The organism is Campylobacter sp. CH278 (assembly GCF_004378845.1).
Lineage (GTDB): Bacteria > Campylobacterota > Campylobacteria > Campylobacterales > Campylobacteraceae > Campylobacter_D > Campylobacter_D jejuni.
In genome coordinates this window covers 135548-158038 of the sequence record NZ_RYXZ01000004.1, presented here as the reverse complement: position 1 = coordinate 158038, position 22491 = coordinate 135548, and the positions used below count along the sequence as shown (strand labels likewise).

27 protein-coding genes are annotated in these 22491 nt (G+C 30.9%); 17 read left to right on the top strand and 10 right to left on the bottom strand.

All coding sequences use genetic code 11. The annotated features are described in order from the left end of the window. Nucleotides 1-45: 45 nt before the first annotated feature. From ELQ04_RS04930 to ELQ04_RS04910, 5 genes are read right to left on the bottom strand one after another with little or no spacing between them, the layout of a single operon-like run. Nucleotides 46-711, bottom strand: a complete 666-nt coding sequence (locus ELQ04_RS04930) for an ATP-binding cassette domain-containing protein (RefSeq protein ID WP_002938387.1) — start codon at nucleotides 709-711, stop codon at nucleotides 46-48. Continuing rightward, on the bottom strand, nucleotides 704-1414 hold the full coding sequence (locus ELQ04_RS04925; protein WP_032599920.1) for an ATP-binding cassette domain-containing protein: 711 nt from the start codon (nucleotides 1412-1414) through the stop codon (nucleotides 704-706). Before ELQ04_RS04925 ends, ELQ04_RS04930 begins: the two co-directional genes overlap by 8 nt. After that, on the bottom strand, nucleotides 1411-2205 hold the full coding sequence (locus ELQ04_RS04920; RefSeq protein ID WP_002858931.1) for an ABC transporter permease: 795 nt from the start codon (nucleotides 2203-2205) through the stop codon (nucleotides 1411-1413). Before ELQ04_RS04920 ends, ELQ04_RS04925 begins: the two co-directional genes overlap by 4 nt. Further along, complete coding sequence (locus ELQ04_RS04915; RefSeq protein WP_002938392.1) at nucleotides 2192-3136, bottom strand: ABC transporter permease; 945 nt, start codon at nucleotides 3134-3136, stop codon at nucleotides 2192-2194. The genes ELQ04_RS04920 and ELQ04_RS04915 overlap by 14 nt, the downstream gene beginning before the upstream one ends. After that, complete coding sequence (locus tag ELQ04_RS04910; protein ID WP_057100414.1) at nucleotides 3136-4671, bottom strand: ABC transporter substrate-binding protein; 1536 nt, start codon at nucleotides 4669-4671, stop codon at nucleotides 3136-3138. Before ELQ04_RS04910 ends, ELQ04_RS04915 begins: the two co-directional genes overlap by 1 nt. Nucleotides 4672-4889: 218 nt before the next feature. Here ELQ04_RS04910 and cgb point away from each other — a divergent pair, with 218 nt between their 5' ends. Continuing rightward, nucleotides 4890-5318 carry a single-domain globin Cgb gene (gene cgb / locus ELQ04_RS04905; RefSeq protein ID WP_038853909.1) on the top strand — a complete coding sequence of 143 codons (429 nt, stop codon included), beginning with the start codon at nucleotides 4890-4892 and terminating at the stop codon, nucleotides 5316-5318. Nucleotides 5319-5341: 23 nt separating this feature from the next. Here the strand turns inward: cgb and ELQ04_RS04900 are convergent, their stop codons facing one another. The 3 genes from ELQ04_RS04900 to ELQ04_RS04890 are packed head-to-tail and all read right to left on the bottom strand — an operon-like array spanning nucleotide 5342 to nucleotide 8795. Then, complete coding sequence (locus ELQ04_RS04900; protein ID WP_002783438.1) at nucleotides 5342-5815, bottom strand: DUF336 domain-containing protein; 474 nt, start codon at nucleotides 5813-5815, stop codon at nucleotides 5342-5344. A 9-nt stretch (nucleotides 5816-5824) separates the two neighbouring features. Beyond that, entirely contained in the window at nucleotides 5825-7450 is a 1626-nt protein-coding gene (locus ELQ04_RS04895; RefSeq protein ID WP_052801880.1) for a multidrug ABC transporter permease/ATP-binding protein, read from the bottom strand. A gap of 49 nt (nucleotides 7451-7499) precedes the next feature. Next, on the bottom strand, nucleotides 7500-8795 hold the full coding sequence (locus ELQ04_RS04890) for an MFS transporter (RefSeq protein ID WP_134224464.1): 1296 nt from the start codon (nucleotides 8793-8795) through the stop codon (nucleotides 7500-7502). An 86-nt stretch (nucleotides 8796-8881) separates the two neighbouring features. Here ELQ04_RS04890 and ELQ04_RS04885 point away from each other — a divergent pair, with 86 nt between their 5' ends. The 16 genes from ELQ04_RS04885 to hisIE all read left to right on the top strand — a co-directional run bounded on the left by ELQ04_RS04885 (nucleotide 8882) and on the right by hisIE (nucleotide 20144). Next, nucleotides 8882-9679 carry an MBL fold metallo-hydrolase gene (locus tag ELQ04_RS04885; RefSeq protein ID WP_002937945.1) on the top strand — a complete coding sequence of 266 codons (798 nt, stop codon included), beginning with the start codon at nucleotides 8882-8884 and terminating at the stop codon, nucleotides 9677-9679. An 87-nt stretch (nucleotides 9680-9766) separates the two neighbouring features. Beyond that, a complete protein-coding gene (gene infA, locus ELQ04_RS04880; RefSeq protein ID WP_002781436.1) occupies nucleotides 9767-9985 on the top strand; it encodes a translation initiation factor IF-1 in 219 nt (72 codons plus the stop codon). A 171-nt stretch (nucleotides 9986-10156) separates the two neighbouring features. After that, on the top strand, nucleotides 10157-10270 hold the full coding sequence (gene rpmJ / locus ELQ04_RS04875; protein ID WP_002781429.1) for a 50S ribosomal protein L36: 114 nt from the start codon (nucleotides 10157-10159) through the stop codon (nucleotides 10268-10270). A 2-nt stretch (nucleotides 10271-10272) separates the two neighbouring features. After that, on the top strand, nucleotides 10273-10638 hold the full coding sequence (rpsM, locus tag ELQ04_RS04870) for a 30S ribosomal protein S13 (RefSeq protein WP_002800121.1): 366 nt from the start codon (nucleotides 10273-10275) through the stop codon (nucleotides 10636-10638). 9 nt (nucleotides 10639-10647) lie between these two features. Further along, complete coding sequence (gene rpsK / locus ELQ04_RS04865; protein ID WP_134224462.1) at nucleotides 10648-11040, top strand: 30S ribosomal protein S11; 393 nt, start codon at nucleotides 10648-10650, stop codon at nucleotides 11038-11040. A 27-nt stretch (nucleotides 11041-11067) separates the two neighbouring features. Beyond that, nucleotides 11068-11694 carry a 30S ribosomal protein S4 gene (gene rpsD / locus ELQ04_RS04860; protein WP_002856574.1) on the top strand — a complete coding sequence of 209 codons (627 nt, stop codon included), beginning with the start codon at nucleotides 11068-11070 and terminating at the stop codon, nucleotides 11692-11694. A gap of 12 nt (nucleotides 11695-11706) precedes the next feature. Further along, the gene (locus tag ELQ04_RS04855; RefSeq protein WP_002855748.1) at nucleotides 11707-12720 is read left to right on the top strand and encodes a DNA-directed RNA polymerase subunit alpha; all 1014 of its coding nucleotides are present in this window, start codon (nucleotides 11707-11709) and stop codon (nucleotides 12718-12720) included. A 3-nt stretch (nucleotides 12721-12723) separates the two neighbouring features. Then, nucleotides 12724-13077: a 50S ribosomal protein L17 gene (gene rplQ, locus ELQ04_RS04850; RefSeq protein WP_134224460.1), complete on the top strand. Its 354-nt coding sequence runs from the start codon at nucleotides 12724-12726 to the stop codon at nucleotides 13075-13077. 172 nt (nucleotides 13078-13249) lie between these two features. Further along, complete coding sequence (hisG, locus tag ELQ04_RS04845) at nucleotides 13250-14149, top strand: ATP phosphoribosyltransferase (protein WP_002937941.1); 900 nt, start codon at nucleotides 13250-13252, stop codon at nucleotides 14147-14149. A 7-nt stretch (nucleotides 14150-14156) separates the two neighbouring features. Next, nucleotides 14157-15443: a histidinol dehydrogenase gene (hisD, locus tag ELQ04_RS04840; RefSeq protein WP_002937938.1), complete on the top strand. Its 1287-nt coding sequence runs from the start codon at nucleotides 14157-14159 to the stop codon at nucleotides 15441-15443. After that, nucleotides 15440-16498, top strand: coding sequence for a bifunctional histidinol-phosphatase/imidazoleglycerol-phosphate dehydratase HisB (gene hisB / locus ELQ04_RS04835; RefSeq protein ID WP_002937936.1), 1059 nt, complete (start codon nucleotides 15440-15442; stop codon nucleotides 16496-16498). The genes hisD and hisB overlap by 4 nt, the downstream gene beginning before the upstream one ends. After that, nucleotides 16495-17082, top strand: a complete 588-nt coding sequence (gene hisH / locus ELQ04_RS04830; protein WP_002895371.1) for an imidazole glycerol phosphate synthase subunit HisH — start codon at nucleotides 16495-16497, stop codon at nucleotides 17080-17082. Before hisB ends, hisH begins: the two co-directional genes overlap by 4 nt. Then, nucleotides 17079-17810, top strand: a complete 732-nt coding sequence (hisA, locus tag ELQ04_RS04825) for a 1-(5-phosphoribosyl)-5-[(5-phosphoribosylamino)methylideneamino]imidazole-4-carboxamide isomerase (RefSeq protein ID WP_002937934.1) — start codon at nucleotides 17079-17081, stop codon at nucleotides 17808-17810. The genes hisH and hisA overlap by 4 nt, the downstream gene beginning before the upstream one ends. Continuing rightward, nucleotides 17795-18751: an HTH domain-containing protein gene (locus ELQ04_RS04820; RefSeq protein WP_002937933.1), complete on the top strand. Its 957-nt coding sequence runs from the start codon at nucleotides 17795-17797 to the stop codon at nucleotides 18749-18751. The genes hisA and ELQ04_RS04820 overlap by 16 nt, the downstream gene beginning before the upstream one ends. Further along, nucleotides 18752-19519 carry an imidazole glycerol phosphate synthase subunit HisF gene (gene hisF, locus ELQ04_RS04815; protein ID WP_002937932.1) on the top strand — a complete coding sequence of 256 codons (768 nt, stop codon included), beginning with the start codon at nucleotides 18752-18754 and terminating at the stop codon, nucleotides 19517-19519. Nucleotide 19520: 1 nt separating this feature from the next. Next, the gene (hisIE, locus tag ELQ04_RS04810) at nucleotides 19521-20144 is read left to right on the top strand and encodes a bifunctional phosphoribosyl-AMP cyclohydrolase/phosphoribosyl-ATP diphosphatase HisIE (RefSeq protein ID WP_002868829.1); all 624 of its coding nucleotides are present in this window, start codon (nucleotides 19521-19523) and stop codon (nucleotides 20142-20144) included. A 23-nt stretch (nucleotides 20145-20167) separates the two neighbouring features. Here the strand turns inward: hisIE and ELQ04_RS04805 are convergent, their stop codons facing one another. After that, nucleotides 20168-21328, bottom strand: coding sequence for a 2,3,4,5-tetrahydropyridine-2,6-carboxylate N-succinyltransferase (locus tag ELQ04_RS04805; RefSeq protein ID WP_002866583.1), 1161 nt, complete (start codon nucleotides 21326-21328; stop codon nucleotides 20168-20170). Nucleotides 21329-21353: 25 nt separating this feature from the next. Next, the gene (locus tag ELQ04_RS04800; protein ID WP_002937931.1) at nucleotides 21354-22460 is read right to left on the bottom strand and encodes an Mrp/NBP35 family ATP-binding protein; all 1107 of its coding nucleotides are present in this window, start codon (nucleotides 22458-22460) and stop codon (nucleotides 21354-21356) included. Between the last annotated feature and the right edge of the window lie 31 nt (nucleotides 22461-22491).

Below are 22491 nucleotides of genomic sequence, written 5' to 3'. Positions count from 1 at the left end.
TTACTCTAAACTTTCTATATTGAAACTTATATTAAAAAATATTTTTTAAAGTTTTAATTTTTTATGATTAAATTTATAAAAAAGATCACTTTGATGGGTTATAAATATATAAGAAATATTATTTTTTTGCTGATAGTCATATAAAAAAGTTAAAATTTCTTTAGAGGTTTTAATATCAAGCGCTGAAGTAATTTCATCTAAAATCAACAATTTAGGATTTAAAACCAAAGCACGGATAAGACCTACACGCGTGGCTTCTCCTCCGCTTAACTCATAGGGTTTTTGTTTTAAAATTTGCTTTTTTAGACTAAAAAAATCAAAAAATTCTAAAATCAAATCATCATTCTTTTGTAAATTAAAATTTTCCAAACCATCTTGTATAAGATTTTTGATTTTTTTATAAGGGTTTAAAGCCATTTTTTGATCTTGAAAGCAATACTGAATTTGCTTTCTTAAAAGTCTTTGTTTGTTTTTATCAAGCTTGTGTAAGTTAAGATTTTCATACCATACCTCACCCTCACTTGGATCTTCTAAAAAACAAAGAATTCTAGCTAATGTGCTTTTACCTACACCACTTTTACCTAAAATTATTAAATTGTCATTTTCATTTAAAGAAAAATTGATATTATCAAAAATAATATGTCTTTCTTTTTTTAAATACCAATGCTTTTTAAGCTCATAAAATTTACTTAAATTACAAACTTTAAGCATTATAATACCTTAAAAACTCATTTAAGCTATATAAATTTGAACTATTTTTTTCTAGCATAAGAATTTCATCTGCTAAAGAATTCACCAAATTTAAATCATGAGTGATGCAAACTAAGGCTGTGTTATTTTTTAATTCTTCTAAAATCGATATAATCTTAGAAGCGTTTTTTTTATCCAAAGAAGCTGTGATTTCATCGCAAATTAAAATTTGGGGTTGATTTAATAATGCCAAAGCTAGGCTCACCCTTCTTGCCATACCCAAACTTAATTCATTAGCATAAGAATGCCACAAACGATCAAGATTTTCAAATCCTAATTTTTGAAAATAAGAAAAAGCGTAATCTTTTCTTTCTTTTTGTTTTAATTTTGTATGAGTTTTTAAAACAAGATGACATAAATTTCCAATATCCAAATAAGGATAAAGACTAAGCTCTGCATCTTGCAAAACAAGTGCCACCTTAGAACGAAAATTTCTAAGTTCTTCTTTGTTAAAATTAAAAATACAAGAATTATGAAAACTTAATTCATCAAAACTTATTGTGAAATTAGAGTCTAAAAGTCTTACCAAAGCTTTTCCTAACAAACTTTTGCCCACTCCACTTTGTCCTAGTATCATTAAAGTTTTACCTGTTTTTATATCTAAATTAATATCCTTAAGCAATAAATTATTCTTCAAACTGATATTTAAATTTCTTACCTTCAAGATCTTATACCCCAAATTTTTTGTAAAAAATTACCCAACCATAAAAGAGGTAAAAACAACAAAAGCAAGCTTAAAAGTGGAAAAAGTATCATCCACCAAGCGCCTATAAAAACTGCTTTTGAAGACTCACTCAAAAGAGTACCTAAAGTTGGAATTTCAAATCCTAAACCCAGTCCAAAAAAACTCAAAGTAGCTTCTGTGGCTATAGCATGAACGATATTAAATATAAAAAGTGTAAAAATCAGTGTTTTTAAAGCAGGTATTAAATCTTTAAAAAAAGCTCTAAATTTAGTTCTTCCAAGCACTATATTTGCTTTGTAAAAATCTAAATTTTCAAGTCTTTTTAATTCACTTTCTATAATTCTTGCTATGAAACACCAATGAATTAAAGCGATTAAAAAAATCATCAAAAACACATCAGAAGTTATCATACTTTGAAAAAACATCATAAGTAAAAAAGCAGGCAAGGCTAAAAAAAACTCTAAAATACGCATCCAAAAAACATAAAAAAAACATCGCGCTAAAAACAAATAGCACAAAGCAAAGATAATAGACAATAAAGATCCACCAACACCTATAATCAAAGAATTTCTCAAAGCAAAAAGCAAACGAGAAAACAAATCTCTGCCTAAAAAATCAGTCCCTAAAATATAAGTAAAATTAGGAGCTTGATGCAAATTTTCTAAATGAGTACTTAAAATATCAAAAGGAGCCAAAAAAGGTGCAAACAAGGCGCATAAAAACAAAAAAATTAAAGGCGCAAGAATGATAAGAAATTTAAACAAAATCAAGCCTTCTTAATCTAGGATTTAAAATCCTAGCTACAATATCACTTAAAAATGTAAAAAATGCTGCAAGCAAAACACTAAAAAATATAAGCGCAAGCACAACAGGATAATCTTTAAAAATAATACTTTTAAAAAGTAAAGACCCAAGCCCCTCGTAAGCAAAGACACTTTCTACCACATAAGTTCCGATCATAAAACTTAAAGCACTTCCCCCAAAATAAGCCACAATAGGACTTAAAGAATATTTCAAAACTAAAAAATAAATATCTTTCTCCCTTAAAGCTCTAGCGTATAAATTTTGAATAAAAATTTGAGAAAAACTTTCATTGATAAAATTTCTAGCAATCCTTAAAAATAACGCCAAATGTGATAAAACGAGCACCAAAACAGGCAAAATCAAATGCTCTAAACGATTTAAAAAATCATCTTCAAAGCCTATATCACTACTTCCCATAACAGGCAAAATTTTCCAAAAAATTCCAAAAATCAAAACAAACAATAAAGCCAAAACAAAAGGAGGTAAAACAAAAAAATTAAAAGCTAAAAAAGTGATGATTTTATCTATAAAACTTTCTTTATAAGAATATCCCAAAAGTGCCAAAAAAACACTGAGTAAAAATAAAAGCATTAAGGCACTAAAACCCAAAATAAAAGTATTAAAAATTCTTTCTTTTATAAGCTTTAAAACACTTTCTCCACTTAAAAAAGAAACTCCTAAATCTCCTTTTAAAGCCTTAAAAAGCCAAATTTTATACTGCTCTAGCAAAGGCTTATCAAGCCCTAAATTTTGTTCTATTCTTTGAACAAATTCTTTACTTTGTGAATTAACTCCATTAGCATAAGCTATACTGCCTTTACTAAAATGAAGTAAAACAAAACATAAAAAAGTGCTAAAAAATGCTACGACAATACTAAAAACTAAGCGTTTTAGCACTATTTACTCCACTCATAAACATTCCAAGTAAAACCCACTCCGTGATGACCTAAAGTCCTTGCTTTGATACCTTTTAAATCTTTATTATAAACTAAAGCAAAATCAAGATAAGCTAAAAAAATAAAAGGAGGATTTTCATACAAAGCATCTATAAAATCTTTATAATATTTTTTTCTCTCTTCTAAATTTGAAGTATTTCTTGCTTTTTGCAAGGCTATATCCACTTTTTTATCATGATAATGTCCAAAATTCCAACCCTCATCATTTAAAGCACTATCTTGCGAACTTTCAAATACCCTAAAAGTGTGAAAATCAGGATCTAAAGGACTTCCCCAGCCTATTAAAAAACTATCTACTTTAGAATAATCAAAACTTCCAGCAGGTTTAGCCACCACCTTGCTTACAACTCCTATTTTTCTAAATTCGCTTTGCAAAATTCCAGCTAAACTTACCCTTAAAGGATCATTACTCATCGCCCAAATTTCAAATTCTAAAATTTTCCCATCTTTTTCAAAATTTCCATCTTTATTTTTCTTAAAACCTGCACTTACAAGCAAGTCCTCGGCTTTTTTAGGATCATATTTGTAAATTTTAAAATTCTTAGAATTTGCCCAAGAACGCTCTAAAGGGTGATTGGCTACAAAAGCATAATCATGTAAAAGATTTTTTACTATACTTTCTTTATTAACTGCGTAATTTAAGGCTTGTCTTACTTTTAAATCTTTTAAAAATTCATTATCAAAATTAAACATTAAAGCCCGATAATCAGCCGATTTTTCACGCAAAATTCCAAAATTTTCATCATTTTTAAAAATATTTAGCAAAGAAACATCGATTAAAGCTGCGTCTATCTTGCCATTTTTAAGCTGGGCACTAGCTATAGAAGGATCAAAAACGTGTTTTATAATAAGTCTTGGAGTTTTTACCTTATCAAGATAAAAATGTTCATTGGCTTTAAATTCAACATATTCACCTTTTTTCCATTTTACAAATTTATAAGGACCTGTACCTATAGGATTTTGATTAAAAGAGCTTGTGTTTAAATTCTCATTTTCAAGCAAATGTTTAGGAAGCATTCCTATGCTTAAAGCATCTAAAAATGCAGGATAAGGTTTAAAAAGTGTGATTTTTACATGAGAAGGATTTAAAATTTCCACACTTTTAATGTCTTCAAAATTGACATAAACAGAAGAATTGTTTTTAGGATTTTTAAAGGCTTCTATGCTAAATTTCACATCATCAGCACTAAATTTGACTCCATCATGCCATAAAACATCATCTCTTAAAAAAATATCATAAACAAGCCCGTCTTTACTAACATCCCAAGACTTAGCCAAATCAGGTTTTAAACTCATATTTTCATCAAAACGCGTAAGCCCTGAAAATACAAGATTAATCACTGCATCATGATCCTCACTATAAGCAGGATTTATCCTTGCGATTTCATTTTCAACTGCTATAATAAGTGTATCTTTTGGGATTTTTGCTTCTAAATTTACAAACAACAACATTGCAAAAATTAAAAATCTCAACATAAAAAACCTTTTTATTTTAATAACGCACAAAATTATAAAACAAAAAAACTCAACTCACAAGCCTATACGGGGGATAAAGTTATATCTTGGTAATAAAGTATCAATAAATTTTAATACAAGACTTTTTCAATCAACTAAAATATAAATTTTAACACAAGTCAATTTTTTTCTCCTTTTTAAGATATAAAATATCTCTTTTACAATAAAAAGGAGAAATTATGACAAAAGAACAAATTCAAATCATCAAAGATTGTGTGCCTATTTTGCAAAAAAATGGAGAGGATTTAACTAATGAGTTTTATAAAATAATGTTTAATGATTATCCTGAGGTAAAACCTATGTTTAATATGGAAAAACAAATTTCAGGAGAACAACCAAAAGCCTTAGCTATGGCAATTTTAATGGCAGCTAAAAATATAGAAAATTTAGAAAATATGAGAAGCTTTGTTGATAAAGTAGCTATAACCCATACAAAATTAAATGTTAAAGAAGAGCACTATCCTATAGTGGGGGCTTGTCTTTTAAAAGCTATCAAAGTAGTATTAAATGCAGATGAAACCACACTAAAAGCTTGGGAAGAAGCTTACAAAGCTATCGCACAATTTTACATAGACATTGAAAAAGAAATTTATGCAAAAGCTAAGTAATCATAGGCTTTGATGTTCAAAGCCTATTTTAAAAATGCTATCCCTGCTTTAGCTATTTTTACATCCTCATCTAAGTGTGCTCCACCCACACCTATACCACCAACAACAACTCCATCTATAAAAATCGGCACCCCACCAGGCATAATGGAAAACTTATCATCTAAATAACGAATATCTTCAGGTATTTTACCATCTTTTACACCTTTAAAAATAACCGCTGTTTCTCTTTTTTGTGAAGTGGCCGTATAAGCTTTTTTATAACTAGCATTAAGTGTATGCACGCCCGCCTTATCATCTCTTAAAACTGCTAAAATTTGGCCAGATTTATCTACTATAGTAATACTTACATAAAAGCCATTTTTTCTTGCTTCTTTCTTTGCAAGCTCCAAAATCCCTTCAACCATTTGTGTAGTTAACACAGGCTCTTTTACAAGCTCAAAAGATTTTGCCATTAAACTTACTCCTAAAAATACACATAAAATGAGTAATTTTTTCATTTTTTTCCTTTAAAATTTTTCTACCGCATTTTTTGCTAGTTCTTTTATATCGCCTTTTAATTCACAAATTTGACCATTTTGTGCAAGTAAAATTCTATCAGCCATATCAAAATACACATCATCATGTGTGATAGCAAAGATTGTTTTACCTTGCTCTTTTAGCAAAGGTAAAAGTTTTTTATAAAAAAATCTTCTAAAAACAGGATCTTGATCAGCCGCCCATTCATCAAGCACTAAAATATCCCTTTCTTCAAGCAAGGCTATAAGCATAGCTAAACGCTTTTTTTGCCCTGTAGAAAGTTTGGTTAAGGTCAGTTCATTATCTTTGACACTTGTTTTATCTTTAAGTTCTAAAAACTCCAACCAAAAAGCAATTTTTTCTTCGCTTGCAAAATTTTCTTTATTTAAGGTTTTAGTAAAAAGATGAAAATCGCTAAAAACAGCAGAAATAAGAGATCTATACTCATCTAAATTTTTATCATCTATAAGCGTATCATCAACATAAATTCCGCCTTTGCTTGGCTTAAAAAGTCCTGTCAAAAGCATACAAAAAGTGGATTTACCACTTCCATTTTTACCTATTAAAAATACCAATTCACCTTTTTTAAGCTCTATATTTACAGGATTTAAATGAAAATTTTCTTCATAAGCAAATTGAGTATTTCTAAAAGAAATTTTTTTCCATTCACTGATATAATGTGTTTTTTTAAAACCTTCTATATAATCATCTAATTCCAATTTTGCGATCTTATCCAAAGCGATTTTTGCCAAAAGCAAAGTAGGAAAAGATCCTATCATAGATACTAAAGGGGTTCGTAAAAACAAAATAGAAAGAGCTATAGTTGTAGCATCTGCAACACTTGCCCATTCAAATTTTAAAGCTAAGTAAAACTCTACACCCACTAAAGCCAAAAGAGTTACATTTGTCCAGTTGTTTGAGAGATTGTTAAAAAGATTACCTAAAGTACTATTTTTCTTTTTCAATCTTGCATTATTTTCAAATTCATCTTCATAATAAAGCTTGGCTCTATCACGATTGATCAAAAGTTCTTTATGTCCATCTAGTATATTTTGGTAATTATTTTGCAAAGCATCATCATTTTCCCTTGCCTTTCTAAAATACTGATATACTTTCATCATCAAAAAATTATTAGTAATAAAAATAACCATAATCCATACCACACACAAAGCAAAAATTTGTGGTGAAAGATAACATAAATAAACACTAGTGCATAAAATCAATATACTTGATTGTAAAAAATCAGGCAATCTTAAAAGCCCAAAAGATATATTTCTCACATCACTTCCCAAAGAAGCTAAAATTCTAGCCTTACCTACTTTAGCCACTCTTAACAAAGGGGTGTCTAAGATCTGCTTTACTACGCGCCTTTGCATTTTAAAAATAAAATTTTGTCCAAAAATACTAAGTCCAAGTTCAACTATGGTAGAACTTATAAAAAATATCAAAAGCAAAACAATAAAATAAAAAATAGGAATGTTTTGTGCATTTTTAAGCAAATAATCATTGATAAAAACAAGAGTTAAAACTCCAACAGCACTTGTAATAAAAGAAAAAAGCAAAAAAGAAATCAACTTTAATTTATTTTGCTTAAGTAATTCCATAATAAAAGGCATTTATAAACTCCAAAATATAATTTTAATTATAACATTTTAAGAGTGATTATCAAAATTTTATTTTATCTTTTACTATAAAAACAGCACAAATAGCCAATAACGCTAAAAAAATCATATATATACTCATACCATATAAAAATGGATTTTCATTTTTACTCGCGAGTGTATTAAGCCAAAAAACGAGTTGCGGAGTAATACCGCCTGAAATTGCATAAGCAATATTATAAGAAAAAGAAATTCCTGAAAATCTTATTTTAGCTCTAAAAACTTCACTCATTAAAATAGGCGCAAACACATTAATCCCACCTAAAAAACAAACAATCGAATACAAAATACACACCAAAACCAAATTTTTAAGCTCATATAAAGTATAAAAATATAAAAAAGAAAAAAATACAAAAGTTAAAGAAAAGAAAATGCAAATTTTAAATAAACCAAATTTATCTACAAGATAACCCATAAAAGCCCCGCCTAAAGCTATTCCCAAAATTCCTAATATCTGTAAATAACTTCCTTCAACCCCACTTAAATTTAAAATACTAGGCATAAATTTAGGCATCAATAAAACAAGCACAATAACACAACCTGTTAAAACCCAAGTCATCATCATTGATGAAAATAAATTTTTTACAATATCCTTTTCTTTAAATAAATCTCTAAGTGGAAAAGAACTAAGTGATGATTCTTTTTTCATTTGTTTAAAAACAGGAGTTTCTTGCAAAAATCTACGCAAATAAATAGAAATAATCCCAAAAATTCCACCTACAAAAAAAGCAATACGCCATGCATAAGCAGCAATTTCTTCTATACTAAAAAAAGCATTAATGATTAAAAATACTATACTTCCTAACAAAATTCCTAAAGCCATAGCTGAATTTAAACAGCTTAAAAAGAAAGCTTTTTGTTTTTCTTGACAATGTTCTCTTACAAAAACCCAAGCTCCAGGCAATTCTCCACCTATAGCTATGCCTTGAAAAATTCTTATAAGTATCAATAAAACAGGAGCTAAAAACCCAAGAGTTTCATAACCTGGAATAAAAGCTAAGACAAAGGTAGGAAGAACCATTAGTAAAATACTTAGCATAAACATATTTTTACGCCCAAATTTATCTCCAAAATGTGCCATAACTATACCACCTAAAGGACGTGCTAAATATCCAGCTGCAAATGCTCCATAAGTATTTAATAAAGCCCAAAATTCACTCATATCTTTAGGAAAAAATACATTGGCTATATATTCAGCAAAAAATACAAAAATAATAAAATCATAAAATTCTAAAGTTCCTCCTAGTGAAGAAAGTCCTAAGATCTTAATTTCCTTTGTTCCAAATTTTGATTTTTTCATTGATTAATTACCTTAAATTTTAAAAACATTGTTTTTATTATACTATAATCATTTCCAAAATATTATCTAAAAATTTAAGGATAAATATGTTTAATTTTATAATCACTCTTTTAAAAACCAATCTTTATTTTTTAGAAGAAAAAACCACAAGCAAAAGTTCAAATCAAACCCATATAATCTCACTTAAACAATCTGATGATGAATTTTTAAATTTATTATTTTCTTTTTTAGTGCCACAAAGCGATGAAGATAAGAATTTTATAGGAAAAACTCGCACAAAAATCAAAAGAAATGAGCATAATATTGCTCTGATAAAAAATCCAAATTTTAATGCTTTAATAGACACAGGGTTTTTAGATACTATTGATACATTAAAAGAAAAATTACATATCCACAAAACCGATTTTAAAGATATCACTCATATTATCTTAACACACGCGCATCCTGATCATATAGGAGCTTTAATGAGCGAAGAAAATCTTTTTCCAAAAGCTCAAATTTTAATCGATAAAAAAGAATATGATTTTTGGATCAAAAGCGATAGACAAGAAATTAAAAACACCTTGCTTAAACTTAAAAATATAGAATTTATTAACCACTCTAAAGATTTGATCTTTCAAAATTCAGGCATTAAAGCCATACCTGCTTATGGACATACCCCAGGTCAAAATGCTATCATAATTGATGATAAAATAGTCTTTTGGGGAGATTTACTTCATCTTTATGATATACAAATCCCAAAACCTAAAATCGCTATAAAATTTGATATAGATCAAAATGAGGCTATACAAACAAGGGAAAAACTACTTAAACAATTTAAAGAAAGAAAACTCAAAGTTATAGGGACTCATGTGCCTTTTATTGAGCCTAAATTTTTAGATTAATTACTTAAAAATTACTAAAAATTAAGTAAAAATTTTAATAATTTTTGCTAAAATTATAACCTTTTTATTTCATGAAAGGAGAAAATTTTGGCAAAAGATGATGTAATCGAAATTGATGGCACCGTACTTGAAGCATTGCCTAATGCAAATTTCAAGGTTGAACTTGACAACAAACATGTAATTTTATGTCATATTGCAGGAAAAATGCGTATGCATTATATAAGAATAATGCCAGGTGATAAAGTAAAAGTAGAACTTACACCTTATAGCCTTGATAAAGGGCGTATAACTTTTAGATATAAATAATCTAAGTTATTTAAAAGCTAATTTTAGATAAAATTAGAGTTTTTGCGACAAATTACATCGAACTATATGAAGAAGTATTTTTAAAATCCACCACTTATTTTGAAAATAGTTGGTTATTCATAAAACCTGATGTAGTCGTAAATCAAGTGGAATTCATTCAAGGAGACGCTCATGAAAGTGAGACCATCGGTTAAAAAGATGTGCGACAAGTGCAAAGTAGTTCGCCGTAAAGGCGTGGTTCGCATTATTTGCGAAAATCCAAAACATAAACAAAGACAAGGATAAACATGGCTCGTATTGCAGGTGTGGATTTACCAAAGAAAAAAAGAATTGAGTATGGACTAACCTATATTTATGGTATAGGACTTTTCACTTCAAGAAAAATTCTAGATAAAGTAGGAATTTCTTATGATAAAAGAGTTCATGAGTTAAGTGAAGATGAAGCAGCAGCTATCCGTAAAGAAATTCAAGAAAACTATATGGTTGAAGGGGACTTGAGAAAACAAGTTGCTATGGATATTAAAGCACTTATGGATTTAGGAAGCTTTAGAGGCTTAAGACACAGAAAAGGCTTACCAGTTCGCGGACAAAAAACAAAGACAAACGCAAGAACTAGAAAAGGTAAGAGAAAAACTGTTGGTGCAAAATCATAAGGATAAATCATGTCAAAAAGAAAAATCGTAAAGAAAAAAGTAGTTAAAAAAAATATAGCAAAAGGTATTGTTTATATCAGTGCGACTTTTAACAATACTATGGTTACAGTGACTGATGAAATGGGAAATGCTATCGCTTGGAGTAGTGCAGGTGGTTTAGGATTTAAAGGTTCTAAAAAATCAACTCCTTATGCGGCACAACAAGCAGTAGAAGACGCTTTAAATAAAGCAAAAGAACACGGAATTAAAGAAGTAGGCATTAAAGTACAAGGACCAGGAAGCGGTAGAGAAACTGCTGTTAAGAGTGTAGGTGCTATGGAAGGAATTAAAGTAACTTTCTTAAAAGATATCACTCCATTAGCTCACAATGGTTGCAGACCGCCTAAGCGTCGTCGTGTCTAAGATATAAGAAAAATTTAGGAGAATATTATGGCAAGATATAGAGGACCAGTAGAAAAATTAGAAAGACGCTTTGGTGTTAGCTTAGCATTAAAAGGAGAAAGAAGACTAGCTGGCAAAAGTGCACTAGATAAACGCCCTTATGCACCAGGACAACACGGAGCAAGAAAAGGTAAAATTAGTGAGTATGGACTTCAATTAAGAGAAAAACAAAAAGCTAAATTTATGTATGGAGTAAGCGAAAAGCAATTCCGTCGTTTATTTGCTGAAGCAGCAAGAAGAGAAGGAAATACAGGGGTATTACTTATCCAACTTTTAGAACAAAGATTAGACAATGTAGTATATAGAATGGGTTTTGCTACAACACGTCGTTTTGCAAGACAACTTGTAACACATGGACATGTTTTAGTAAATGGTAAAAGAGTGGATATTCCTAGCTTTAGAGTAGAAGCAGGTGCTAAAATCGAAATTATCGAAAAAAGCAAAAACAATCCACAAATAACAAGAGCTATCGAACTTACAGCACAAACTGGAATCGTTGCTTGGGTTGATGTTGAAAAAGATAAGAGATTTGGAATTTTCACAAGAAAACCTGAGAGAGAAGAAGTTGTCATTCCGGTTGAGGAAAGATTTATCGTTGAGCTTTACTCTAAGTAATAGGGGCTAAATATGAGAAATATTACAACATCTGCTTATACGCCAACAGAATTTACAATAGAAAACATTAGTGATACTGTGGCTAAAATCAGTGCTTGGCCTTTTGAGATCGGCTATGGAATCACCCTAGCCCATCCTTTACGCCGTTTGCTTTACACTAGCACCATAGGATATGCTCCAACTGCGATCCATATTGATGGCGTAGCTCATGAATTTGATAGCATGCGTGGTATGCTTGAAGATGTAGCACTTTTTATCATTAATCTAAAAAAACTACGCTTTAAAATTAAAGGCGAATCAAATAAAGAAATAGTAGAATTTAGCTTTAAAGGCTCAAAAGAAATTTACGGCAAAGATCTAAATAATGATCAAGTAGAAGTAGTAAATAAAGACGCCTATCTAGCAACTATCAACGAAGATGCTGAACTCAAATTCACATTGATCGTTGAAAAAGGTATTGGCTATGTACCAAGCGAAGAAATTAAAGAGCTTATAAATGATCCTAAATTTATAGCTTTAGATGCTTTCTTTACACCTGTAAGAGAAGCAACCTATGATATTGAAAAAGTTTTATTTGAAGATAATCCTGATTATGAAAAAGTGGTTTTAACCGTAACAACTGATGGACAAATCACTCCAAATGAAGCTTTTCAAAATGCTCTAGAAGCTATGTATAAACAATTATCAGTATTTGATAAAATCACCAATGTTAGAAGCGTAATTAAAAATCAAGCAACAAGCAATGAACTAGAAAATACTAAATTATTGCAAAACATTACAGATTTAAATTTAAGTGCTAGAAGTTATAATTGTCTTGAAAAAGCAGGAGTGGTTTACATAGGCGAGCTTGCTTTGATGAGTGTAAGTGAACTTGCAGGGCTTAAAAATTTAGGTAAAAAATCTCTTGATGAAATTAAAAACATCATGGAAAGCATAGGTTTTCCTGTGGGAACTTCTAAGCTTAGCGATAATAAAGAAATACTTAAAAATAAAATCGCAGAATTAAAAGCACAAAACGAAGGATAAAGAATGAGACATAAACATGGATATAGAAAACTTGGCAGAACTTCATCTCATCGTGCTGCCTTATTAAAAAATTTAACTATAGCTTTAGTAAATAGCGGAAAAATTGAAACTACTCTACCAAAAGCTAAAGAATTAAGAGGTTATGTAGAAAGATTGATTACTAGAGCAAGACTTGGAGATTTTAACACTCATAGAGCAGTTTTTGCTTCATTACAAGATAAAAACGCTACTAATAAATTAGTGACTGAAATTGCTCCAAAATTCAAAGATCGCAATGGTGGATATACAAGAATCATCAAAACAAGAATTCGCCGTGGTGATGCTGCTGAAATGGCTTTCATCGAATTTGTAGCTTAATCAAATCCTAGCTTTTGCTAGGATTAATACTTCAATTAAATACCCTAAAAATAAAAAGTTTTAAATAATTATTTTAAATAAAATTAAATTTATTTATTTTTCAAAACCCTTGCTAAAAATTCAACTACTTATGCTAATATAAGTTTTTAATTTTTAATTTCAAGGATATGTTATGCAAGAAAACACTCGTTTACGTATTGCGATACAAAAATCAGGTAGACTTTCAAAAGAATCCATAGAGCTTCTTTCAGAATGTGGTGTTAAAATGCATATCCATGAACAAAGTTTGATCGCTTTTTCTACAAATTTACCTATAGATATTTTACGCGTTAGAGATGATGATATCCCTGGGCTTATTTTTGATGGTGTTGTAGATTTAGGTATTATAGGGGAAAATGTTTTAGAAGAAAATGAACTTGAACGCCAGTCTTTAGGAGAAAATCCAAGCTATAAACTTTTAAAAAAGCTAGATTTTGGATATTGCCGTCTTTCTCTTGCCTTACCTCAAGAAAAAAAATTTCAAAATTTGAAAGATTTTGAAGGCTTAAGGATAGCTACTTCTTATCCACAACTTTTAAAGCGTTTTATGAAAAAAAATGGGATTAATTATAAAAATTGTATGCTTACAGGTTCTGTTGAAGTAGCCCCTAGGGCAAATTTAGCCGATGCAATTTGCGATCTTGTTTCAAGCGGGGCAACTTTACAAGCAAATAATCTTAAAGAAGTTAAAGTCATTTATGAATCTCGTGCTTGTTTAATTCAAAAAGAAAATGCTTTAAGTAAAGAAAAACAAGCTTTAGTGGATAAAATTATGTTGCGTGTAGCAGGAGTAATGCAAGCAAGAGAATCTAAATACATTATGCTTCATGTTCCAAAAGAAAAGCTTGATAAAATTCAAGCTCTGCTTCCAGGAGTTGAAAGACCGACTATCTTACCTTTAGCACACGATGAAAAAAATGTAGCTTTACATATGGTAAGTAAAGAAAATCTTTTTTGGGAAACTATGGAGGCTTTAAAAGAAGAAGGTGCGAGTTCGATTTTAGTTCTGCCTATAGAAAAAATGTTAAAGTGAGTAAAAAATGCAAATTTTAGTATATGATAATTTAGATGAAAAACAAAAAGAAGAGGCGTTAAAACGCCCTGCTATAAGCGCGAAGGATGAAATTTCAAAAATAGTAAGTTCTATCATTAAAGAAGTGCAAGAAAAAGGCGATGAAGCTTTGATAGAACAAGCTTTAAAATTTGATAAGGCTGAAATTTCTAATATTAAAATCACTCAAGAAGAAATTACTCAAGCAAGCAATCGTTTGGATAAAGATTTGCAAGATGCTATTTTAGTAGCTTATGAAAATATCAAAAAATTCCACGAAGCCCAAATCCCGCATGAAATCGCTCTTGAAACTACAAAAGGCGTTAAATGTGAAGTTTTAACACGCCCCATAGAAAAAGTAGGGCTTTACATACCAGGGGGTTTGGCGCCTTTGTTTTCAACGGTTTTAATGCTAGCTATTCCTGCAAAAATTGCAGGTTGTGAAAAAATCGTTTTAGCAAGTCCTGCAAAAATCAATGATGCCGTGCTTTTTTGTGCTAAACTTTGCGGCGTGGATGAAATTTATCAAATGGGTGGTGCAGGAGCTATAGCAGCTTTGGCTTATGGTACACAAAGTGTTTTAAAGGTGGATAAAATTTTTGGCCCAGGAAATGCCTTTGTAACCGAAGCAAAACGTCAAGTAAGTAGCGATATAAACGGAGCGACTATTGATATGCAAGCAGGACCTAGTGAAGTTTTAGTAATAGCTGATGATTTGGCTAATGAAAAATTTGTAGCTAGTGATTTGCTTTCACAAGCTGAACATGGTGCAGATTCTCAAGTGATTTTGGTGTGTTTAAGTCAAGATTTTGCTAAAAAAGCAAGCGATGAAGTCCAAAGTCAATTAGAACTTTTGCCTCGCAAAGAACTTGCAAGCAAAAGTATTGCGAATTCACGCATTATCATAGCTAAAGATTTAAATCAAGCCTTAGAAATTTCAAATCTTTATGCCCCTGAACATTTGATCATACAAACTCGAAATCCACGAGAACTTTTAAAAGGTGTAAAACACGCAGGATCGGTATTTTTAGGAGCTTATTCCCCGGAGTCTATGGGTGATTATGCAAGTGGGACTAATCATGTTTTACCTACTTATGGACTTACTAAAACGCATTCTAGTTTAGGTTTGGCAGATTTTAGTAAAAGAATGACCGTTCAAGAATTAAGTAAAGAAGGCTTTTTAGCTTTGGGTAAAAGTGTTGAAATTTTAGCGCAAAATGAGCATTTAGACGCACACAAAAATGCAGTAACTTTTCGTTTAGAGAGCTTAAAATGAGTCAAAAAATCCTTTTTATAGATAGAGATGGCACTTTAATAGAGGAGCCAAAAAGCAATTTTCAAATCGATACTCTTGAAAAATTGCGTTTTGAAAAAGATGCTATTCCTACTCTTTTAAAACTAAAAAATTTTGGATTTAAATTTGTCATGGTAAGCAATCAAGATGGTCTTGGAACGCCAAGTTTTCCAAAGGAAAATTTTGAAATTGCTCATGAAAAAATGCTTGATATTTTAAAAAGTTGCGGTATAGAATTTCAAGATATTTTTATTTGTCCGCATTTTGAAAATGAAAATTGTGCTTGTAGAAAACCTAAAACCGCTATGTTAGAAGAGTATATCAAACACGAACTTTATGATAAGGAGCAAAGTTTTGTTATCGGAGATCGTGAGAGTGATATGATCTTAGCTTCAAATTTAGGCGTGCGTGGTTTAAGATATGGCGAACTTTCTTGGAAAGAAATAGAAAATGAAATTTTAAGTTCTTTTAGAAGTGCGAGTTATCAAAGAACTACTAAAGAAACAGATATAAAAGTAAAAGTGTGCTTAAATGGGGGCAAGGTTAGCATTAAAACAGGTATTGATTTTTTTGATCACATGTTAGAGCAAATCGCTGTACATGGAGGTATAGGGCTTGAAATTTCTTGTAAAGGGGATTTAGAAATCGATGAGCATCATAGCGTTGAAGATGTAGCCTTAGCACTTGGAGCTTGTATCAAAAAAGCTTTAGGGGATAAAATCGGCATTGCAAGATATGGTTTTGCTTTACCTATGGATGAGTGTTTGGCAAGTTGTGCGATGGATTTTTGCAATCGTCCTCATTTAGTCTATAAAGCCAAATTTAAAAAATCTCATTTAGGGGCTTTAAGCACAGAAATGATCGAGCACTTTTTTTATTCTTTAAGCTATGCTATGGGTATAAGTTTGCATTTAAAAGTTAAAGGCAAAAACGATCATCATAAAGCCGAAGGGCTTTTTAAAGCCTTTGCAAAAGCTTTGAAAATGGCAGTGAAAATAGAAAGTGAAAATTTAGCCAGCTCTAAAGGAGTGATATGAAAATCATCATCATCGATACAGCCTGTGCGAATTTAGCATCTTTGAAATTTTGTCTGGATAGATTAGGTTTTAATGCAACTATCAGTAGGGATTTAAAAGAGCTTGAAAGTGCGGATAAGCTTTTTTTACCTGGAGTGGGTACCGCAAAAGAAGCGATGAAAAATTTAGAACAATTTAATCTTATTGATTTTATTAAAAATACCAAAAAACCTTTGCTTGGTATTTGTTTAGGTATGCAAATTTTAGGAAATTTTTCCGAAGAATTAAATCAAGAAACCTTAAAACTTATAGATTTTACAACTCAAAAATTTAAAACTAAAGAAGGCTTTACTTTTCCGCATATGGGATGGAATCAAGTTCATAGCTCTCATGCTTTGTTTAAAGGCTTAGAAGGGGCTTATTTTTATTTTGTGCATAGTTATTGTGTAGGACTTGGGGAATACACTATAGCAGATTGTGAGTATTCGCAAAAATTTAGCGCAAGCGTAATGAAAGATAATTTTTACGGGGTGCAATTTCACCCTGAAAGAAGTAGCGAGGCGGGGGAAATTTTAATTTCAAATTTTATTAAGGATATAGGATGACTCAAATCATACCCGCACTCGATCTTATAGATGGCGAAGTGGTGCGTCTTGTAAAAGGGGATTATGAACAAAAAAAAGTATATAAATACAATCCCTTGGAAAAATTCAAAGAATACGAAAAAGCAGGAGCGAAAGAACTTCATCTTGTAGATCTTACAGGTGCAAAAGATCCTAGCAAAAGACAACTTGCTTTGATAGAAAAATTAGCCAAAGAAGTCAGTGTCAATTTACAAGTAGGTGGAGGCATACGCTCTAAAGAAGAAGTTAAAGCTTTGCTTGATTGTGGAGTAAAAAGAGTAGTTATAGGATCTATGGCGATTAAAGATGCGACTTTATGTCTTGAAATTTTAAAAGAATTTGGTAGCGAAGCTATAGTTTTAGCCTTAGATACGATTTTAAAAGAAGATTATGTTGTGGCTGTAAATGCTTGGCAAGAAGCAAGCGATAAAAAGCTTATGGAAGTTTTAGATTTTTATAGCAATAAAAGCTTAAAACACATACTTTGCACAGATATTTCAAAAGATGGCACCATGCAAGGAGTAAATGTAAGACTTTACAAACTTATCCATGAAATTTTTCCTCATATTTGCATTCAGGCAAGTGGTGGAGTAGCGAGCTTAAAAGACCTTGAAAACTTAAAAGGAATTTGTAGTGGGGTTATCGTAGGAAAAGCTTTATTAGACGGAGTTTTTAGCGTAGAAGAAGGAATAAGATGTCTAGCAAATTAAGCTACAAAGAACTTGCTTTAGAAATTTTAAAACAAAGTGATAAGCCTTTAAGCGCTAATGAAATTTGGCAAAAAGCTCTTGAAAAAGGCTTAGATAAAAAGCTTTCTAGTATAGGGCAAACTCCAATTGCTACTTTAGGGGCTAGGATATATGTTGATATAAAAGAATTACAACACAATTCTTTATTTATCAAAGCTTCCCAAAAACCCAGAACTTTTTGGTTAAAAGAAAGAGAAAATGAACTTTTAAAGCTTGATGATAAAAATGAAATTACTAACGAAAAACAAGAAAAAAATAAATTTCATGAAAGAGATTTACACCCCTTGATTGTAAAATTTTTATATGAAAATTTAGATTTTAATTTAAATTGCAAAACAATTTATCACGAACAAAGCAAAAAGGGTAAAGGTGGGGAAGATAAGTGGAATTATCCTGATATTGTAGGGGTTTATTTTCCTTATGATGATTATGAAAAAGAAACCATAACACTTTTAGAAAATATCAAACAAAACAGCTATAAACTTTTTTCTTTTGAACTTAAAATTGCTTTAAATTTTTCAAATTTAAAAGAATGCTATTTTCAAGCTGTAAGCAATTCTAGCTGGGCAAATGAGGGCTATTTGGTTGTTTTACAAGAAATTGATAGCGAAGTTTTAAGCGAGTTAAGACGCTTAAATCAAAGTTTTGGTATAGGAGTGATAAAACTTGAAAAAGATATTTCAAATTCTCAAATTTTAATTAGTGCAAAAGAAAAAGAACTTGATATTCAAACACTAAATATGCTGATTAATAAAAATCCAAATTTTAAAGAATTTATTGATGATATAAACAAACAAATTAAAGTGGGCAAAGAAGCAAAAATTCAAGCTAATTTTGATGAAATTAAAAGCGATGAAGAAATGGAAAAATATCTTAAAGAAAAATGTATTTTGGAGAAATAAATGCTTACAAAACGCATAATTGCATGTTTAGATGTCAAAGATGGCAGAGTAGTAAAAGGAACACAATTTAAAAACCATAAAGATATAGGAGATATCATAGAGCTTGCTAGATATTACTCTCAAAATGGTATTGATGAGCTTGTTTTTTATGATATTGCTGCAAGTGCTAGAAAAGAACGCATATCAAGAGAATGGGTAAGTGAAGTAGCAAAAAATATTAATATTCCTTTTTGTGTTGCAGGGGGTATTAAAAGCGAAGAAGATGCAGCTGAACTTTTGGCTAATGGGGCAGATAAAATTTCTATCAATTCTCCTGCTTTAAATGATCCAAGCCTAATCACACGCCTTGCTAAAAGCTTTGGCGTGCAATGCGTAGTAGTAGGGATTGATAGCTTCAAAGATGAAAATGGAAATTTAAAAGTATTTCAATACACAGGCGATGAAAAAACAAGCAAGCATAGTGGAAAAAGCACTTTAGAATGGGTTAAAGAAGTGCAAGATCTAGGTGCAGGCGAAATTGTTTTAAATATGATGAATCAAGATGGCGTTAAAAATGGCTATGATTTAGAACAATTAGAAGCTGTATATAAAATTTGCAAAGTACCTTTGATCGCAAGCGGGGGAGCGGGAAAAATGGAGCATTTTTTAGAAGCTTTTAAACTAGGTATAGATGGGGCTTTAGCTGCTTCTGTTTTTCATCAAAAACTTATAGACATTAAAGAATTAAAAATTTATCTTAAAAATCAAGGTTTAAGTATAAGGATATAATATGCAAAATTTCAAAGAACTTAATGAAAAAATTGCTTGGCAAAAAGTGGATCATCTTTTACCTGTCATCATCCAAGATGCAAAAACTTGTGAAGTTTTAATGCTAGGCTTTATGAATAATGAAGCCTTAGAAAAAAGCTTAGAAAGTGGTAAAGTAGTCTTTTTTTCACGCACAAAACAGCGTCTTTGGATGAAGGGTGAAGAAAGTGGAAATTTCTTAAATATCGTAGATTTAAGCTTAGATTGTGATAATGACACGCTTTTAATTTTAGCAAATCCTGTAGGACCTACTTGTCATACGGGCGATATTTCTTGTTTTGAAAAAATTTCTAAAAATGCGGATTTTGTTTTTCTAGCCAGACTTGAAAAACTTATTAATGCACGCAAAAATGCCGATGAAAATACTTCTTATACAGCAAAACTTTTCAAAAGTGGCACAAAACGCATCGCACAAAAAGTTGGTGAAGAAGGCGTAGAAACAGCTTTAGCAGCGACAGTAAAAGATAAAGAAGAGCTTATTTGTGAAGCAGCGGATTTAATGTATCATTTAAGTGTTTTACTTGCAGATGCAAATCTTAGTTTCTCAGATGTGATTTCAAAGTTGAAAGAAAGACATAAAGCTTAAAGCTTTATGTAAATAAATTTATATCAATGCAAGGCTTCATTAAGTTTGACTGCTTTTTTATTTAAAGCTACTATCATAGCACCGCTTATAGAATCTTGACGGAAATGTAGCCCATTTAAACCTTTAAGCTCTAAGCCTTTGTAAATTTCTTTATCAAAATTAAAATAAGGATTAAGTTTAGCAAGCTCTTCGGCATCTTTGAGTAAAAATTTCGTTCCTTCTAGCACCGCAATACCTGCATCAACTATACAATTATCCCCTAAAGGAATTCCTGTCACTGAATTAGCCCCTAAAAGACAAGCCTTACCTACACTTATAGCATTACCACTTGTTCCACTTAAAACACCTAAAATCGAAGCTCCGCCACCTACATCAGAACCTTCTCCTACTATAGCACTTGAACTAATACGCCCTTCAACCATACAAGCTCCTGTTGTGCCTGCATTAAAATTCACATAACTTGCCCCTGGCATGATGGTTGTTCCTGCTGCTAAAGACGCACCCATTCTTACTTTAGAGCTTTCTAAAATTCTTGTATTATCCTCAGGGATAATATGTGCTAAAAATCTTGGAAATTTATCAACAAAATCGATTTTTGGATATTGATTGCTCATTTTTAAACGCATTTCATTTGCTCTTAAATACTCAAGCTCGATAGGTTTATCATCGCTCCAAGCTACATTGCTTAAAAGTCCAAAAGCTCCATTTAGATTAATACTTCTTAAAGGCACTTTTTTAGTAGAAAGCAAATAAAGTTTTAGATAAACACTTTCTACACTTAAAGGTTCTTTATCCTCAAAAAGACAAACAAAAGCAAATTCATCGTCTTTAAATTTATCTTTGATAATCTTTAATAAATCAATATTTTGATGCCCTTCTTCTTCTAAAAAAGGTTTAAAACAAGAAAGCGCAAAATCAATATCTTCTAATTTCAAAGTTTGCACAAACTCACTCGCATTAAAATCAATCTCCACACCCCTTTGCATAAAAGCTTCAAGCATGATTGCCGCTGAGCCAAAATTTTGCTCGTAATTAATCAAAGCAAAACTTGCTTGTAAGATTTTATTTTTATTTAGCTGCCCTCTATCAAGCCTTGCTATGCCAAAAGCTTTAGGTTTTTTATAGCCACTTTTTTGCTCAATTTGTTTGATTAAAAGTAAAAAATCTTCTTTGGTATTAATCATTTTCTTTTCCTTATCCATTTAATTTTTAATGCGAACACGCACTTTTTCCATTCATCACAGGTTGTATAGCAGAATTATCCGCACCACCTTCATTGTTAATCTTTTCTATAAAGCTCCAAATTTTTTCAGCCGCCATTAAATAACGCTTTGAACTCACACTTTCAGGGTGATAAAAACTCACAGGCTTACCTTCATCTCCACCTTCTCTTACTATCATTTCTATAGGAATTTGTGCTAAAACTTCACTTTTATAGGCTTTTGCCATATCCTCAGCCGTTCCTTTGCCAAAAATATCATACTCTTTACCATTATCAGGACATAAAAATCCACTCATATTTTCAATCACACCCGCTATAGGAATGTGAAGTTTATTAAACATATCTAAAGCTCTTTTACTATCATCTAAAGATACGGTTTGAGGTGTGCTTACACAAACTCCTGCAGTAATAGGAATACTTTGCGCGGAAGTAATTTGCGCATCGCCTGTTCCTGGAGGCATATCCAAAAACAATACATCAAGTTCAGGCCAAATTACATCAGCTAAAAGTTGCTCGATTGCTTTCATAATCATAGCTCCACGCCACATAAGACCTTGACCCTCTTCGATCAAAACCCCCATACTCATCATATAAACACCATGAGTTAAAATAGGCTTTAATCTCTGCCCTACTACTTCAGGCTGAGTTTTGGTTTCGCCTAGCATTCTTGGAATATTTGGCCCATAAATATCTGCATCTAAAATCCCTACTCTTTTTCCCATTTTAGCCATGGAAATTGCTAAATTTACTGTAGTTGTAGATTTGCCTACGCCACCTTTTCCACTTGAAACCATGATGAAATTTTTTACTTGTGGAGCGATATTTTTTCCACTTCTTGAATTGCTTTTTTCTTCAGGAATTTTTGGAGTAATGATATTAAGTTCGATATTTTTTAAAGCCAAACTCGATAAAGCTTCAGTAACATTTTTACGAATTTCATTAACTACTTCAGGATTTGCTGAAACAATTTCTATATCAATAAATACACCATCATCTTGAATTTTAATATCTTTTACAAAGTTAAAACTCACTATATCCTTTTCAAAGCCAGGATATTTTACAGTTTTTAATTTCTCTAAAATTTGTTCTTTCATGTTTTTTCCTTGTCTTTTAAAAAAATCAATT

Bases quoted from the DNA above. Each gene is read 5' to 3' on its own strand.
- hisD (WP_002937938.1), top strand. From the start codon at position 14,157: ATGCAAATTTTAGTATATGATAATTTAGATGAAAAACAAAAAGAAGAG.
- rpsD (WP_002856574.1), top strand. From the start codon at position 11,068: ATGGCAAGATATAGAGGACCAGTAGAAAAATTAGAAAGACGCTTTGGT.
- hisB (WP_002937936.1), top strand. From the start codon at position 15,440: ATGAGTCAAAAAATCCTTTTTATAGATAGAGATGGCACTTTAATAGAG.
- rplQ (WP_134224460.1), top strand. From the start codon at position 12,724: ATGAGACATAAACATGGATATAGAAAACTTGGCAGAACTTCATCTCAT.
- ELQ04_RS04930 (WP_002938387.1), bottom strand. From the start codon at position 711: ATGCTTAAAGTTTGTAATTTAAGTAAATTTTATGAGCTTAAAAAGCAT.
- ELQ04_RS04800 (WP_002937931.1), bottom strand. From the start codon at position 22,460: ATGAAAGAACAAATTTTAGAGAAATTAAAAACTGTAAAATATCCTGGC.
- ELQ04_RS04820 (WP_002937933.1), top strand. From the start codon at position 17,795: ATGTCTAGCAAATTAAGCTACAAAGAACTTGCTTTAGAAATTTTAAAA.
- rpmJ (WP_002781429.1), top strand. From the start codon at position 10,157: ATGAAAGTGAGACCATCGGTTAAAAAGATGTGCGACAAGTGCAAAGTA.
- ELQ04_RS04910 (WP_057100414.1), bottom strand. From the start codon at position 4,671: ATGTTGAGATTTTTAATTTTTGCAATGTTGTTGTTTGTAAATTTAGAA.
- cgb (WP_038853909.1), top strand. From the start codon at position 4,890: ATGACAAAAGAACAAATTCAAATCATCAAAGATTGTGTGCCTATTTTG.
- ELQ04_RS04890 (WP_134224464.1), bottom strand. From the start codon at position 8,795: ATGAAAAAATCAAAATTTGGAACAAAGGAAATTAAGATCTTAGGACTT.
- ELQ04_RS04895 (WP_052801880.1), bottom strand. From the start codon at position 7,450: ATGCCTTTTATTATGGAATTACTTAAGCAAAATAAATTAAAGTTGATT.
- ELQ04_RS04885 (WP_002937945.1), top strand. From the start codon at position 8,882: ATGTTTAATTTTATAATCACTCTTTTAAAAACCAATCTTTATTTTTTA.
- hisIE (WP_002868829.1), top strand. From the start codon at position 19,521: ATGCAAAATTTCAAAGAACTTAATGAAAAAATTGCTTGGCAAAAAGTG.
- hisA (WP_002937934.1), top strand. From the start codon at position 17,079: ATGACTCAAATCATACCCGCACTCGATCTTATAGATGGCGAAGTGGTG.
- hisG (WP_002937941.1), top strand. From the start codon at position 13,250: ATGCAAGAAAACACTCGTTTACGTATTGCGATACAAAAATCAGGTAGA.
- ELQ04_RS04805 (WP_002866583.1), bottom strand. From the start codon at position 21,328: ATGATTAATACCAAAGAAGATTTTTTACTTTTAATCAAACAAATTGAG.
- hisF (WP_002937932.1), top strand. From the start codon at position 18,752: ATGCTTACAAAACGCATAATTGCATGTTTAGATGTCAAAGATGGCAGA.
- hisH (WP_002895371.1), top strand. From the start codon at position 16,495: ATGAAAATCATCATCATCGATACAGCCTGTGCGAATTTAGCATCTTTG.
- ELQ04_RS04855 (WP_002855748.1), top strand. From the start codon at position 11,707: ATGAGAAATATTACAACATCTGCTTATACGCCAACAGAATTTACAATA.
- ELQ04_RS04900 (WP_002783438.1), bottom strand. From the start codon at position 5,815: ATGAAAAAATTACTCATTTTATGTGTATTTTTAGGAGTAAGTTTAATG.
- rpsK (WP_134224462.1), top strand. From the start codon at position 10,648: ATGTCAAAAAGAAAAATCGTAAAGAAAAAAGTAGTTAAAAAAAATATA.
- rpsM (WP_002800121.1), top strand. From the start codon at position 10,273: ATGGCTCGTATTGCAGGTGTGGATTTACCAAAGAAAAAAAGAATTGAG.